The sequence below is a fragment of the Actinomyces ruminis genome (genome assembly GCF_002154335.2).
Taxonomy (GTDB): Bacteria; Actinomycetota; Actinomycetes; order Actinomycetales; family Actinomycetaceae; genus Actinomyces; species Actinomyces ruminis.
The window spans coordinates 12,459-27,251 of record NZ_MTPX02000009.1 but is presented as its reverse complement, the minus strand read 5'-3'; the positions used below and the strand labels follow the sequence as shown (position 1 = coordinate 27,251).

10 protein-coding genes and 5 pseudogenes are annotated in these 14,793 nt (G+C 68.1%); 6 read left to right on the top strand and 9 right to left on the bottom strand.

Translation table 11 applies throughout. The features are described 5' to 3' along the window. Positions 1-34: 34 nt before the first annotated feature. Together BW737_RS01205 and BW737_RS01200 are read left to right on the top strand one after the other, a co-directional pair. A pseudogene (locus tag BW737_RS01205) lies at positions 35-1,022 on the top strand (Bax inhibitor-1/YccA family protein). Positions 1,023-1,174: 152 nt separating this feature from the next. Continuing rightward, entirely contained in the window at positions 1,175-1,582 is a 408-nt protein-coding gene (locus BW737_RS01200) for an FKBP-type peptidyl-prolyl cis-trans isomerase (RefSeq protein ID WP_086614873.1), read from the top strand. Positions 1,583-1,792: 210 nt separating this feature from the next. On the opposite strand, the gene BW737_RS01195 is transcribed toward BW737_RS01200, so the two are convergent. Continuing rightward, on the bottom strand, positions 1,793-2,209 hold the full coding sequence (locus BW737_RS01195) for an amidase family protein (RefSeq protein ID WP_086614872.1): 417 nt from the start codon (positions 2,207-2,209) through the stop codon (positions 1,793-1,795). 5 nt (positions 2,210-2,214) lie between these two features. Then, positions 2,215-2,850: an amidase family protein gene (locus tag BW737_RS01190; protein ID WP_086614871.1), complete on the bottom strand. Its 636-nt coding sequence runs from the start codon at positions 2,848-2,850 to the stop codon at positions 2,215-2,217. A 347-nt stretch (positions 2,851-3,197) separates the two neighbouring features. Here BW737_RS01190 and BW737_RS19720 point away from each other — a divergent pair. Further along, positions 3,198-4,006, top strand: a pseudogene (locus tag BW737_RS19720) (dihydroxy-acid dehydratase domain-containing protein). Next, positions 4,003-5,091 (top strand): dihydroxy-acid dehydratase domain-containing protein, encoded by a 1,089-nt coding sequence (locus BW737_RS19715; RefSeq protein ID WP_420835690.1) that lies wholly within the window; start codon positions 4,003-4,005, stop codon positions 5,089-5,091. The pseudogene BW737_RS19720 and the gene BW737_RS19715 overlap by 4 nt, the downstream one beginning before the upstream one ends. Positions 5,092-5,163: 72 nt before the next feature. On the opposite strand, the gene BW737_RS01180 is transcribed toward BW737_RS19715, so the two are convergent. The 3 genes from BW737_RS01180 to ilvA form a co-directional block, all read right to left on the bottom strand. Further along, on the bottom strand, positions 5,164-6,231 hold the full coding sequence (locus tag BW737_RS01180; protein WP_086614870.1) for a hypothetical protein: 1,068 nt from the start codon (positions 6,229-6,231) through the stop codon (positions 5,164-5,166). A gap of 19 nt (positions 6,232-6,250) precedes the next feature. Continuing rightward, entirely contained in the window at positions 6,251-6,946 is a 696-nt protein-coding gene (locus BW737_RS01175) for an ABC transporter ATP-binding protein (protein WP_086614869.1), read from the bottom strand. Positions 6,947-7,554: 608 nt separating this feature from the next. Then, the gene (gene ilvA / locus BW737_RS01170) at positions 7,555-9,129 is read right to left on the bottom strand and encodes a threonine ammonia-lyase, biosynthetic (protein WP_086614868.1); all 1,575 of its coding nucleotides are present in this window, start codon (positions 9,127-9,129) and stop codon (positions 7,555-7,557) included. 165 nt (positions 9,130-9,294) lie between these two features. On the opposite strand from ilvA, the pseudogene BW737_RS01165 reads away from it, so the two are divergent. Continuing rightward, positions 9,295-9,851, top strand: a pseudogene (locus BW737_RS01165) (NADPH-dependent FMN reductase). 290 nt (positions 9,852-10,141) lie between these two features. Here the strand turns inward: BW737_RS01165 and BW737_RS01160 are convergent. The 3 genes and pseudogenes from BW737_RS01160 to BW737_RS19270 all read right to left on the bottom strand — a co-directional run. Further along, positions 10,142-11,448: pseudogene (locus BW737_RS01160) on the bottom strand (P-loop domain-containing protein); the annotation flags it as partial. 501 nt (positions 11,449-11,949) lie between these two features. After that, positions 11,950-12,078, bottom strand: a pseudogene (locus BW737_RS19275) (hypothetical protein); the annotation flags it as partial. Then, positions 12,048-12,692, bottom strand: coding sequence for a hypothetical protein (locus tag BW737_RS19270; protein ID WP_086614867.1), 645 nt, complete (start codon positions 12,690-12,692; stop codon positions 12,048-12,050). The gene BW737_RS19270 and the pseudogene BW737_RS19275, both read right to left, overlap by 31 nt. A 213-nt stretch (positions 12,693-12,905) precedes the next feature. On the opposite strand from BW737_RS19270, the gene BW737_RS01150 reads away from it, so the two are divergent. Further along, positions 12,906-13,862: a LysE/ArgO family amino acid transporter gene (locus BW737_RS01150; RefSeq protein WP_257210329.1), complete on the top strand. Its 957-nt coding sequence runs from the start codon at positions 12,906-12,908 to the stop codon at positions 13,860-13,862. Here the strand turns inward: BW737_RS01150 and msrA are convergent. Then, entirely contained in the window at positions 13,769-14,515 is a 747-nt protein-coding gene (msrA, locus tag BW737_RS01145; RefSeq protein WP_086614866.1) for a peptide-methionine (S)-S-oxide reductase MsrA, read from the bottom strand. The two genes, BW737_RS01150 and msrA, sit on opposite strands and share 94 nt — an antisense overlap. Positions 14,516-14,793: the final 278 nt, after the last annotated feature.

Here is a 14,793-nt window from a genome sequence, read left to right as displayed (position 1 = left end):
GACTTCTTCAGGAACATTGGGAACAATGCATGCGATGAGCAACCCGTATTTCTCCCGCAGCCCCGTATTCAACGGGAGCGCCGCCTCGGCGTCGTCCGCGCAGCGCACCCCCAATGGCTATCCGACCATGCCGGGTTATCAGCCCGGTCAGACCGGCCCGCAGTCCAGCCAGTCGTATGGCCAGGCACCCGCCTACGGCTACCAGACCGGTCAGGCATACGGGCAGGCGCCAGCCTACGGCCAGCAAACGGGCTACGGCAGCCTCTCCCCGCAGCAGCTCTCCGATCTGGAGGCCCAGTACGGCGCGCCGTCGGCCATCAACGTGGACCGCGGCCGCATGACCTACGACGACGTCATCGTGCGCACCTTCGGCATTTTCGCCGTGATCCTCGCAGCCGGTGCCGTCAGCTGGATGCTGGCGACCACCGAGCTACGGCGGGGCTCGGCATGCTGGCCCTGCTCGGAGGTGCGATCGGCGCCCTGATCCTGGGCCTGATTAACTCCTTCAAGCGCGAGCCCAGCCCCGCGCTGATCATGGCCTACGCCGTCTTCGAGGGTGCCATGCTCGGCGCCTTCTCCGGCGTCATGGAGAGTGGTACGACGGCATCGTCATGCAGGCGGTGCTCGCCTCGGTGACGACCTTCGGCGTGGTCCTGGTGGCCTACAAGTTCGCCGGTTTCCGCCTGGGCTCCAAGGCGCAGCGCATCCTGCTCACCGCCATGGGCGGCTACCTGATCTTCAGCCTGGTCAACTTCGTGCTCATGCTCACCGGAGTGGTCTCCGATCCGTGGGGCCTGCGCGGCGCCACGGTTATGGGCATTCCGCTGGGCCTGATCGTCGGTGTGCTTGCCGTAGTCATGGCGGCCGCCAGTCTCGCTATGGACTTCGAGTCCATTCAGAACGGGGTGGAGCGGGGTCTGCCTACCCGGTACGCCTGGTCCGGCGCCTTCGGTCTGGTGGTCACCCTGGTGTGGCTGTACGTGGAGTTTCTCCGTATCCTCGCCATTCTGCGGGACAACTAACACTTCGGTCGCCCTCACGGTGTCGACGACGGCGCCCGCGGCTCGGTTTCCGGTGCCGCAGGCGCCGTCGCGTCTTGAGCGTGCGAGGCGACGGCGTCGGGCCATGGGCGCGTTTTGGCTGAACCGGCCCTTCCTGCCGTAGCCTGGCCCGCATGATCAACAGCAACATGCCCACCGTTGAAGGCGCCAAGGGTGCCAAGCCCACTCTCACCTTCCCCGGCCCGGAGGCGCCGGAGGGTCTGCAGGTACAGGTGCTCGACGCCGGCGACGGCAAGGTCGTCGAGGTCGGCGACACCGTCGTGTGCCACTACCTCGGCCAGACCTGGAACGGCCGGGTGTTCGACAACTCCTACGACCGGGGCCAGCCTTTCAACTTCCAGGTCGGCGTCGGCATGGTCATCCGGGGCTGGGACGACGGCCTGGTCGGCCAGCGCGTCGGCAGCCGCGTCATCCTGTCCATTCCCTCCGAGCTTGGTTACGGCTCGCGCGGCGTGCCGCAGGCCGGCATCAAGGGCGGCGACACCCTGGTGTTCGTCACCGAGATCCTCGGCACCATGTGACACGGGCCTTCTGCTTCCCGGCATGAGGCACGGAACCGTGCCCTCGTACGAGCTTTTGTCCCCAGACACGAACTCTTGCACCCTGGTGTGCGGCAATATGGCGTACACCAGGGTGCAAAAGTTCGTAGTAGAAGGCAAAAGTTCGTAGTGGGGGACGGGGCACAGCTGGCGGGGACGAGTCGGCGTCCTTCTGGAATGAGTCGTCGCCGCCTAGTGTGTATGCAACTGCGCCGCCACCGCCAGCAGCAGATCGTCACGCCCTGTGCGGGCTACGAGCTGGGCGCCGATGGGAAGCCCCCGCGACACTCCCGCTGGCACGGAGAGCGCCGGATGCCTCGAGACGTTGAAGATCGCCGTGTTGGAAACCGTCGGCGTCGAGGCGAGCATCGCTGCCACCCAACTCCGCCCGCGCAGATCGTGCGCACCGCCCGGCAGATCCAGCAGCGTGGGCAGCATCAGCAGGTCGGCCCGCCCGAAGGCGGCTTCGACGTCCACGCGAATCCGCTCGGCCTGACGCTGCGCCGCGTGCACCGCGGGCCGCGGAATGAGTGAGCCCAGCCGCACCGAGGTGCGGGTGCGCGGCTCCAGTCGTTCCGGATGTTCAACCTGTTGTGCCTCGGCATGCATGCCCGCTAGGTACAGGGTGAGGAACGGTGTCGTCGGCACCGGCCAGGCACCCGGGCCGTGCGCGCGTCATGGCCCAGCTCACGCAAGCGGGCTGCCAGGTCATGCGCGGCCTGAGCGACCGGCGGCGTCGGGCGCGCACCGGGCATGACCGTGTTGGTGGCCGCCAGAATCCGCAGTCGGCGTGGTGGGGTGCTGATGGCGTCGACAAATCGCTTCGGCGGGTGCGGCAGCCGCCACCGGTCCACTGGCTCGTTACCGGAGATGACATCCATCACTGCAGCCAGGTCGCGGGCGGTGCGGGTGATCGCGCCGAAGCTCGCCAGGCCGAACCAGTGCTTTGCCAGCGGTGCCGAACTGACCCGGCCGCGTGTTGGCTTCAGCCCGAGCACTCCGCAGGCGGAGGCCGGGATGCGCAGGGATCCCCCGCCGTCGGAGCCCATCGCCACCGGAACCGCCCCGGTGGCGACGGCGACGGCCGAGCCGGACGACGAGCCGCCGGGGGAGCGGGTGGGGTCCCAGGGGTTCAGGCAGGCGCCGTGATGCGCGGACTCTCCCACCGGGAACTGGCCGAACTCGGGCATGTTGGTGCGCCCGGCGCTTACGGCACGGGCGATGTCGACGGCGTCGCGCGGAATGGTCATGCGGCCTCCCTTGAACCGGTGCTCAAGAGAGTACGGGGCGTTGTTGTCGGCGCCCGCGGGCGGACTCACTCGTTCGCAGGGAGCACTGCTGCATCTTCTACCGATCTCGGTGAGAGGGGGTGGGTGGGAGCCGGGAGGTGACGCGTAAGGGGCGCGTGCGCTAAATCGCCCTCTCGAGGTCTGCGATATCGCCCCGGGCGGACGCCGGGCGCCGTCGTCGAAACCGCGGTATGCCGTGGGTGGCGGCCGGATCAGTGACCAGAGACACCCGTTGAGGTGACACTGCGACAACTAGGCTGAGGCCCATTCACAACTCTTCGTCCCAAGTCCGATCCAAGGAGACGCTCATGCCCCGCTATCGCAGCGCAACCTCCACCACCGGCCGCAACATGGCAGGCGCCCGTGCCCTGTGGCGCGCCACCGGCGTGAAGGACTCGGACTTCGGCAAACCCATCATCGCCATCGCCAACTCCTTCGCCGAGTTCGTCCCCGGGCACGTGGGTCTGCGGGACGTCGGCCGCGTCGTCGCCGAGCAGATCGAGGCGGCCGGCGGCATCGCCAAGGAGTTCAACACGATCGCCGTCGACGACGGCATCGCCATGGGGCACAACGGCATGCTCTACTCCCTGCCCAGCCGCGAGCTGATCGCCGACTCCGTGGAGTACATGGCGAACGCCCACTGCGCCGACGCCTGGTGTGCATCTCCAACTGCGACAAGATCACCCCCGGCATGCTCATGGCCTCGCTGCGCCTGAACATCCCCACCATCTTCGTTTCCGGCGGCCCCATGGAGTCCGGCAAGCTGGTCGCCGCCGACGGCACCACCCGCAAGCTCGACCTGATCGACGCCATGATGGACGCCGCCGACCCCACCGTCTCCGACGACACCATCTCCGCCATCGAGCGCCTGGCCTGCCCCACCTGCGGCTCCTGCTCGGGCATGTTCACGGCCAACTCCATGAACTGCCTGACCGAGGCCCTCGGTATGGCACTGCCCACCAACGGCACACTGGTGGCCACCCACGCCGACCGCAAGGCCCTGTTCCAGGAGGCCGGCCGCCGCATCGTGGAGATCACCAAGCCTACTACGAGGACGACGACGCCTCCGTCCTGCCGCGCTCGATCGCCACCAAGCCCGCCTTCGAGAACGCCATGAGCCTGGACATCGCCATGGGCGGCTCCACCAACACGGTGCTGCACCTGCTGGCCGCCGCCCAAGAGGCCGAGGTGGACTTCAAGATGGCCGACATCGACCGGCTCTCCCGCAAGGTCCCCCACCTGTGCAAGGTGGCTCCCTCCACCAACCTCGTGCATGTGGAGGACGTCCACCGCGCCGGCGGCATCATGGGCATCCTCGGCGAGCTCGACCGCGGCGGCCTGCTCGACACCACCACCCGCACGGTGCTGCGCGGCACCCTGGCCGACGAACTCGACCAGTACGACATCGGCCGCCCCGACGCCGACGGCGTGCGGGACCTGCAGGCAAGCCGCGTCGATGAGGCTATCCGCACCCGCTACCTGGCTGCCCCCGCGGGCGTGCGCACCACCAAAATGTTCTCCCAGGCCTCCCGCTGGGAGGCCCTGGACACCGATCGCGAGGCCGGCGCCATCCGCGACATCGCCCACGCCTACTCCGCCGACGGCGGCCTGGCCGTCCTGTTCGGGAACATTGCGGAGAAGGGCTGCATCGTCAAGACCGCCGGGGTGGATGCGTCGATCCTGACCTTCTCCGGGCCCGCCGTCGTCTTCGAGTCTCAGGAACAGGCCGCGGAGGGCATCCTCGGCGGCAAGGTCAAGGCCGGCGACGTCGTCATCATCTCCCACGAGGGCCCGCGCGGCGGCCCGGGCATGCAGGAGATGCTCTACCCGACCACCTACATCAAGTCCATGCACCTGGGCAAGGAGTGCGCGCTGCTCACCGACGGGCGCTTCTCCGGCGGCACCTCCGGGCTGTCCATCGGGCACGTCTCCCCGGAGGCGGCTGCGGGCGGGCTCATCGGGCTGGTGCGTACCGGCGATCGCATCGTCATCGACATCCCGAACCGCTCCATTGAGCTGGATGTGGATGAGGCGGAGATCGCCCGGCGCCGTGTCGAGGAGGAGGCCCGGGGTGAGGACGCGTGGGCGCCGCACAACCCGCGCCAGCGGCACGTGTCGGCCGCCCTGCGCGCCTACGCCATGCTGGCCACCAGCGCCGACCTCGGTGCCGTGCGCGACCTGTCCAAGCTGCCGCGATACTAGGGGGCGGTTCGGTCGGTTCTTCCCAGCGCGGCTGAGCGGTGCACGTGTCCGGTGCTCGGGCAGGTGCGCCGCTCAGTGCGTGAGTATCCAGAATGCGATGGAAACCGCGCAGGCGACGAGTGCGGGAACGTACTTGCGCGGGTGACGAATCACCTCGCGCTCCGATTTCCATTCGAGCAGCGGCCAGCGCCACTCCATGAGCGTGGCGGCCAGGGCCGCTGACGAAGCCGCGGTGACCACGAAGACGATGTCGCGGGCAAGGCGTGCGGGGACTGGTTCAGCAGCGACGACGAGCACTCCGCAGGCCGTGTACATGGCCGCAAGCTCGACGGCGTACATGCCGAGCGTTCGCCACGTACGCGGACAGGTCTTGACCACGAGCCAGGTGCTCGGATGCCGGGAGAAGTAGGCATTGAGCGGGGTGTTTTGCACCACCATGACGGCCCCGAGGGGCAGCGCGGCGCCGTGGTCGTGGAGCATGGTGTTGAGCAGGCAGCCGAACGCGACCAGCGCGACGGTGTTGATCTGTGTCATCCGGGAACTCATCAGCTCGCCGAGTACGAGGCTGGAAATGCGCGGTCCGGTTCCCCGTCTCCGCGCCGCGGCATCCGTCATCTCGAAGCCGAGGAGGAAACAGGCGATGCCCTCGATGGCGAGTGCCATGGCCGCCAAGAGTGGATTGAGGACGATGCCGATCAGGATCCCGGTCACCAACGCGAAGCACGCTCCCAGACGATGCCAGCGCGTGGGGCCGCTCCAAAGTAAGAGGATCAGTGGTGCCGTTCCGAGCGCAAGCAGAATCACCGTGACGGCGCCAGCGTGCGTGATGCTGCGAGCCGCGGAAATGAATGCGAATACGGGCAGGACTACCTCAAGGAGCACCACCAGCGAACCGATGAGGTAGGCGGCGCGAGCCAGGTCCTTGGCGGAGAGCGGGAAACGCGTCAGGCCCGGCCACCGCTCACTGTGGACCCAGGTCCAGGCGATTGAGGACATGGCTGCCGCCGTGGCCAGGAAGACCCCGGCGGAGACGGCCTGCGTGCTGACCGCGACCTCCAGGTGCGCACCGACCCACGCCGCGGCTGCCGCGAGGATCAGGCCGGACCATATGGTCCGTTTGCTGAGGAACTCTCCCGTCACGGCCTGAACGGCCAGAGCGCTATTTGATGAGGGCTGCGACCGCATCAGAATCCCCAGGAGTGTCGAAGGGGCCGCTAAGTCGGCCCGCGGAAAGCACGTAGATCCGGGTGGTGCACCTGGTGAAGGACTCGGCAATATGGGAGCTCAGCAGTACCGCCTGTCCGCGCTCGGCGGCAGCGACTATGCAATGGTAGAGATATTCCGTTGCCGCGAAGTCGAGGAAGTCCACCGGCTCGTCAAGGAACAAGATATCGACCGGCGTATGGAAAGCGGCAATTAGTGCGGCCTTCTTTCGGGAGCCGCTGGACAGCTGTCCGAATGGAGTTGACCTGTAGCCGCCGAAGCTGAATCCGTCGATGAGGTCGTCGAGCAACTGCGGGTGTTTTCTCTCCCCATAGGCGCGGTCCAGGAAACGTATGAAGGTGTCCAGCGACCAGGCGGGGAATGAGGTGTCACTGGTTAGGGCGAAATAGCGCTGACGTTTGAAAGCGAGCGTATCCGGCTTGCATCTGCGTCCGCGGTACCTCATGGAGCGAAGCTCGTAGCCCCGGTGCGCATCGCAGAGCGCCTTTAGCATGGTGGTCTTTCCGGCGCCGTTCACGCCCAGCAGCCCCACGGCCTCGCCTGCCTCGAGTGTCAGTGACACATCGGTCAGGACGGGGCTGGTGCGGTCGTACCAGGACCGCAGTCCATCGATCTCGAAGACGTGTTCCATGAATCCCTCCTGGGCCCGGCCGAGGGGAGCAGTGAACCGGACCGTCTTTGTGTGGGTCAGTGTCTTGATGATCCGGAACGGCCGAGGAAGAGTGCGGCGGCTATAAACAACGCTCCTAAAACAAGGGTCGCGGCGGCTTCAAGGGTGTTGCCGATGATGAATGCTCGCGCCGCCACTGCCAGTGCTAGCAGGCCAATTACTAAACGCAGAACGCGCCGGGAGCGGGTGGCGGGTTCGGAGGACATATTGGTCGCGCCTTTCAGGTTGGGGTGCCGCTCGTGATGAATGTAGCAGATATGTAATTCGCCTGCAAGGAGCGCAATTAAAGCCTAATAAGGTGCTGTTTATGGTTCGAGTGGACTGGGTGCGTTACTTCTACCGGTCGCGGTGCGTAGCGTCTACCGGTCCCGGCGGTGTGCGATCTCAGGAGGGGCCTGCTGACAGCGGAATTCAGCGGCTCTTCGTGCTTGGGGTGTGGTGGGCTGATGGGTGCCGGTCCCGGTGGCGCGGCGCGATAGGTGGTGTGTTCATGGCGAATCGTCGCTGCTACCTGACGAACCGTCACCGGAACACGCGAACCGCCACGCCTGCGAGTGCGACGAGCCAGTTCAGCGGGCCAGGAAGAAGCGGGCGGAGGGGTCTTCCGTTTCCTCGTGGTAGGCGTAGCCGAGCCGGTCCATGTGCTCGGTCAGTTCGGCGTCATCCGGGCCGGCCTCGAAGGCGGTCAGGATGCGCCCGTAGTCGGCGCCGTCGGTGCGGTAGTGGAACAGGGTGATGTTCCAGCGGGTCCCCAGGATCTCCAGGAACCGGGTCAGCGCCCCGGGGGACTCGGGGAACTCGAAGCTGAACAGCCGTTCCACCAGGCCCTCCGGAGCGCGCCCGCCGATCATGGAGCGCACATGCACCTTGGCGAGCTCGTCGTCGGTCAGGTCCACCACGCCGTAGCCGGCGGCCTCCAGATCGGCGACGATCTCGCGCCGCTCCGCACGCCCACGAGTCAGCCGCACGCCCACGAAGATCCGCGCCGGCGCGCCGGGAGGCGCCGAGGCGGAGACCCGGTAGTTGAACTCTGTGACCGCTCGGCCGCCCAGCACGGAGGCGAAGCGCAGGAACTCGCCCTGCACCTCCGGGATGGTCACGCCCAGGATGGCCTCGCGCTGCTCGCCGATTTCGGCGCGCTCGGAGATGTAGCGCAGCTGGTGGAAGTTCAGGTTCGCCCCCGACAGCACGCAGGCCAGCCGCTCTCCCGTGAGACTGTGTGCGGCGACGTACTGCTTCAGGCCCGCCAGGGCGACGGCGCCGCTCGGCTCCGGTACGGCCCGCAGGTCCTCGAACAGGTCCCTTACGGCAGCGGAGACCTCGTCCGAGGACACGGTGACGACGTCGTCGAGCAGCTCGGCGCACAGGCGGAAGGTCTCGTCCCCGATCCGGCGCACGGCCACGCCTTCGGCGAATAGGCCGACGTGCTCCAGCGTGACCGGCTCGCCGGCGGCCAGCGCGGCGTTCAGGCAGGCCGACTCCTCGTGCTCGACGCCGATCACCTGCACCTGCGGGAGCAACTGTTTGATCAGTACGGCGATTCCGGAGACCAGGCCGCCGCCGCCCACGGGAACGAACACGCGGTCCAGGTTGGCGTCCTGCTGGATCATCTCCAGTCCGATTGTGCCCTGGCCGGCGATGACGCGCGGATCGTCGAAGGGAGCGATGTAGGTCAGTCCCTCCGCCTCGGCCAGGCGCAGCGCCTCGGCCTTGGCGGCATCGAAGTTGTCGCCGCTCAGCAGCACCTCGCCGCCCAGGGCGCTTACGGCGTCGACCTTGATGCGCGGGGTGACGGTGGGCATGACGATCAGTGCGCGCACGCCCAGCAGGGCGGCGGAGCGCGCTACCCCCTGGGCGTGGTTGCCGGCGGAGGCGGTGACCACGCCGCGCTCGCGCTCGGCGCCGGACAGGGAGCGCATGGCGTTGTAGGCGCCGCGAATCTTGAAAGAATGCACGGACTGCAGGTCCTCGCGCTTGACCTCGACCGTGTTGCCCAGGCGGGTGGACAGTGCAGGCATCGGCTGCAGCGGCGTGTGCTCGGCGGCCTCGTATACGGGGGCCAGCAGGATCTCCCGCAGGTAGCGGGCGCCGTCCCAGGGGGCGTCGTCACCTATGTGGTTTCCATTGCTTCCGGCGTCACTCACACCCTCAGCCTAACCGGGGCCGCCTGCTGGGATCGCACACGGTTCTAGAGGATGCCTCGATGAGTATGAGCAAGGTCATTGATTGAGCTATATGCACGGCGGGACCTATGGCCTAAAGTCCGGCTTGCTTGATTTGCTTTCAACCGCGCTTTTAAGGAGTGCTACATGACCAAGATCGCCGTGATCTCCGGTTCCGTCCGCCCCGCTTCTGTGGGCGGCCCCGTCGCCCAGTGGGTTGCCGACAAGGCCAACACGGTTGAGGGCGTGGAGGCCACTGTCCTCGAGCTGGCCTCCTTCAACCTGCCCATCTTCGCTGAAGAGCTTCCCCCGATGATGCTCCCGCCAAGGACCCGGCCGCGGTGAAGTGGAACGAGACCCTGGCCGCCTACGACGCCTACATCTTCGTCACCCCGGAGTACAACCACTCCATCCCGGGTGCACTGAAGAACGCGATCGACTTCATCACCCCGTCCGTCCTGGCCCACAAGGCCGTCGGCCTGGTCGGCTACTCCTTCTCCGCGGGCCACCGCCCGATCGAGGCCCTGCGCCTGATCCTGGCGAACTTCACCACTGGCGTCGTCGGCGCACAGGTCAACCTGCACCTGGCCACGGACTTCGAGAACATGTCCAGCTTCGCCCCCGCCGCCTTCCACGACGTCGAGGTTCCCGCGATGGTGCAGGCCATTGTCGCCCAGGACCAGGCCCTGGCCGCGCTGCGCTGAACTGGACTTGGACGGGGCGGCCGTCCGCCGCACACCGGAGGTCGGCTCCCTCGGCCGGAGCGTTCCCAACTAAACATTGCAATGGCGGGCGAAAGTGGAGACTCACTGAACCGCGCCTGTGAAGAGATGAGGGGCTTCCCGTGTGCGCCGCGACCTCGGCCGCACACGGGAAGCCCCTCACCGATTTGGTCTCCAACGGAAGAACCGCATGATTCCGCGGTTTTCTTGAGTGGGCTGGAATCCAGCGTGTGCGGCGCGGCGTCAGGCGGCGCCGCGCCGCACACTCAGGTTCAGGCCAGCTTGAGCTTGCGGTACCGGTTGACCGCGGCTGCCACATCCACCATGCGCGGGCGCACCAGGAAGGCCGGGCGGCGGTCCAGGCGTCCAGTCCCTCATCGTCCAGCAGCGCGTCCAGGTCCTCCAGGCACTCGGCCAGCGTCGACTCCCCGTCGAAACGCTGCTCCAGCAGCGCCCGCAGGGCGTAGGCCACCGCCTCCGCCTGCCCGGACTCGACCACACCGGCCACATCGGAGATGTCGATGTCCTCTCGGTCCAGCGTGAGCGAGTCGGTGCCGCGCGAGCGCGTGCGCACCGGCCCGCGCTGCGTGCGCTGCGAGGGCAGGGGCACGCGCGGGGCCTGCATGGGGAAGTCGGCCAGCGCCGTGGTCTCCCGCGGCTGGGCGGCGGCCACCTCGGCGGCCTGCTCGGTGGCGTCGTGCAGCACGTAGGAGTCCAGCAGCAGCACCCGGTCGGCCACGTCCAGGTAGTCCCCGGAGCCGCCCATGACCAGCACCGTGGAGATGCCGGCCTCTGCCAGCGCCCCCACCCGGTCCACGAAGGGTGTGATCGGCTCCTGGTCGTCGGCCACCAACGTGCGCATGCGCGCGTCGCGGATCAGCAGGTTGGTGGCGGAGGTGTCCTCATCCAGCAGCAAGGCAGAAGTCCCCGCCTCGATCGACTCCACGATGGAGGCCGCCTGGGAGGTGGAGCCCGAGGCGTTGGTGGTGGTGAAGGAGACGGTGTCCCTCCCGCCGGGCAGGTGGGAGATGAACGGGGTCAGATCCACACCCGTGACGGACCGCCCATCGGCGGCGCGCACCTTGACGGCATCCGGGACCGTGGCCACCAGCTCGCGTCCGTCGCCCGGCACGTGCGGGTAGACGCCGCGCTCGATCGCGCTCAGCAGCGTGGACTTGCCATGGTAGCCGCCGCCGACGATAAGCGTCACCCCGGAACCGATCACGGTTCCGCGCACTTCACCCGCGTGGGGCAGGATGACGGTGGCGGCGAGTGAATCGGGGGCCGTCAGTGGAATGGCGCCCTCCTCCATGGGGGCGTCGCTGACGCCGGAGCGGCGCGGCAGGATCGAGGCGTCCGCGAGGAAGGACACCCAGCCGTTGTCCAACACCGCCCGCGTCAGCGCCCGGTGGTCCTCCAGCGCGGCGACGTGCGCCAGCAGGCGCTCGGCCCGCTCACCGGTCAGGTCCAGGGCCGCGTTGACCTCGCGGGTCAGGTCGTGGCTGAAGATGTTGGCGGCCTCCCGCCCGCGGATGGAGCGACCCCGGGCCGGCAGCGCCACACGCGCCCTGATTTCGATGATGAAGTCGGGGGTAGGGCGGGCCGCCGTTGTGGGCGCGTCCGCTGCTTCGGCAGCCGCGGTGTCCGCAGCATCGTCGGCGCTGTCGACGACGTCGGTGGCCGGCTCGGTGAATGTGACCTGCGCCGACGGCGCTGCAGCCGCGGCGTCGACGGGCTCGGTGGAGCCGATGACGGTGGCGAAATCGTCCGCGGCGGGCACGTCCTTGAGGGGAACGGACGCGTCGGTGTCGACCGCAGCGGCGGCCTCCTCGGGGCTACTCGCTGCCTCCGCTTCGGGGCCGGCCGAGTCGTCGGCCTCCGCCTCGGTCAGCACCGTGAACAGGTCTACGACTCCGTCGGCCTGTTCCTCGGGGACGCGCGCTTCCTCCGCGTCCGCGGTGGGTGCCGCGGAGGGGGCGCCGTCGTCGGTCTGCGCCTCGGGATCGGCTGCGGCGGGGGCGGAGACGATGACGGAGCAGCGTTCGAGAATCTCCTGACCGGGGGCGGCGATCGAGAGATTGGTGCCGCGGAAACCGCGGTGTAGTTCACGGGTGAGGAAGTCGCCCACCGCGACACGGCGGTCGTGGGTGGACAGCAGGTCCTCCTCGTGCAACAGCCTCAGGGCCGGCAAGTCGGCAGGAACCTGAATGCGGATGCGCGTGGGCGGGGCGTAGGGATCAGGCTGGACGTAGTCGACGTGCAGGACCCAGCCTCGGGGGCACGATAGTGGCCGATCGTGTCGCGATAGGCGGCATAGGAGCGGCCGTCGAGTACGTGCAGGTAATCCACCAGATCGCTGAGCGTCCCCGTGCGCGGGCCCTTGTCGTGGCGGCGGTTCTCGCGCCGGTAGTCGCGGTCCCGGCCGCTCCGGTCGTAGCCGCGCCCACCGCGGTCATATCCCCGGCCGCCGCGGTCATCATGCTGGTAGTCGCGTCCGCGCCGGTCCCCATAGCCGCGGTTGTCACGATAGTCCCGGTCCTGCCGGTTATTGCGGTAGCCCCGGTCCTGGCCGTAGCCGCGGCCGCCGCGGTCGTACCCGCGGTCGCGGCTGTAACCCCGATCTTCGCGTCGGTCGCCGTAGCCGCGATCCCGACCGTAGCCGCGATCGCCGTCGCCCCGGTAGTTGCTGCGGTAGCCGCGGTCATAGCCGCCGGAGCCGCGATAGTCCCCGCGGTCGCGTCGGTCGCCACGATCATATCGGTCACGCCGATTGCCACGGTCGCCGTAGCCGCGGTCGTTTGTGAAGTCATTGCGCTCACTCATGCCCTGATATTGGCACATTTCCGGCGCGATCCCCGACGCGCCGCCCGCCCACGGCGGGTCGGGGCGGCCGGGTGCAGCACGAGTGCGGTGCGGGTGCAGGGGTGGTCCCGGACTCCTCACGTCCTCCCCTGCACAGCAGGACCCGTGGCGCCGGGACGAGGCCCGAGCAGGGGCCGCTTTCGGCGCGTTGCTTGGAACGCGTAGGGTCACCCCATGGCGATCCCGGCCCCCGTGATGTCCCTGAATGCGTTCAGCTCATTGATGGCTTCAAGTGCGCCCGCGGCTTCGGTCCTGGTCGCCGCTCCGCCGGCGGTCTCTGCGGCTGTCTCCGGCTTGGCCCCCGCCGTCACCGGCTTCGCCACCGGGCTGGGACTGATCGTGGCCATTGGCGCACAAAACGCGTGGGTGCTGCGCCAGGGCGTACGCCGCCAACACATCGGCTTGGTGATTGCGATCTGCGCGCTCAGCGATCTACTGCTCATTGTTATCGGCACCGGTGGGATCGGTGTGGTTACCCGCCTGGCGCCTTGGGTGCCGGAGGTACTGCGCTGGGGCGGCGTGTTCTATCTGATCGGCTTTGCGGTCTCCAGCTTCCGCTCCGCCATGCGTCCGGGCGCGCTTGAACAGGACCAGGCGCGTGCGGCGTCGTCGGTGGCTTTGACCACGGTGGCGCTGACCTGGCTGAACCCGCACGTCTACCTCGACACCGTGCTCATGCTCGGCACGGTCACCAACGGCTTCGGCGAGGCCCGGTGGGTGGCCGCCGCCGGTGCCGGTACCGCCTCCGTGGTGTGGTTCACGGCGCTCGGGCTCGGGGCGCGGACGCTGTCCGGGCCGCTGTCCAGCGCGCACCTGGCGGGTACTGGACGTGCTGGTCGGCCTGGTCATGCTGGGCGTGGCCCTCAACCTGGCCCTGGGCTCCTGAAGGCGGCGGCCGTCCTCACCGAGACCGGCGCAAGTACCGCATCCAGACCGGCACTTATAACGCGTCGAGACCGGCAGATGCGACGCGCCATGGCGGGTGCGGCGGGCCGGGAGGAGACGTTTGGTGCCTCCTTCCGGCCTCAGCGCGCAACTTACATCGCCTCCGGTGGCAGCACGTCAGTCTGCGCGGGCACATTTGCAATCCCCACCGGGCAGGTGATGCCGTTGGGGCCGTGGTTGCAGTAGCCGTTGGGGTTCTTGTCCAGGTAGCCCTGGTGGTAGTCCTCGGCCAGGTAGAACGGCCCGCCGAACTCGTCGTACAGCTCCGTGGCCGGGGCGATGGTGGTCACGCAGGTGCCGCGTCCCAGCCGGGTCAGCTCCCCCTGGAAGGCAGCCCGGATGGCCAGGGCGGCATTTGCCTGCGCCGACGTCGTGGTCCACACCGCTGAACGGTACTGGGTGCCGATGTCGTTGCCGTGTCGGTTCAGCTGGGTGGAGTCGTGGTTCTCCCAGAAGGTGCGCAGCAGGGTCTCTCCGCCCGCGCCGCACACGGCCGGGTCGTAGGCGACGCGCACCGTCTCGGCGTGGCCGGTGGCGCCGGTACACACCTCCCGGTAGGTGGCGTTCGGGGTGGTGCCGCCCATGTAGCCCACGGCGGTGGCGACCACGCCGGGCTGGCGCCACAGGAAACGTTCCACGCCCCAGAAGCAGCCGCCCGCCAGATAGAGCACCTGGGTGCCTTCGGGCCAGGGGCCGTTCAGGGGAGTGCCCAGGACGACGTGCTCGCCCGGGTCGGGCAGAAGCGTGTTCTCCCGTCCGGGGATTTCGGGGTTGCGGGCCGGGCGGGGGCGCGTCGGCGTCGCGCCGGTGTGCGGGGTGGACTGCGTGGATGCTGTCATGGGACCACCGTACTTGGGGCAGCCGAGCGCGTTAAGAATGATCCATGGGAGTACGCCGGGGGCGTATGTGCGCAACGCCATGGAACAAGATGTCGAATGAGATGTGAAGCAAGAGAGTCATCGGCGTGAGCGTGTATGCGTGGCAGTGGGGTTGTTCGTTGAAATGGTGGAAGAAGGTCGATGTTGATCGGGGCGGGGTGCGATTCGGCATCCCTTGAACTAGCCAGCCGCTAGGCGTGGTATGCGGTCCGGAATGATCCGTGACGGCTCGACCAGTG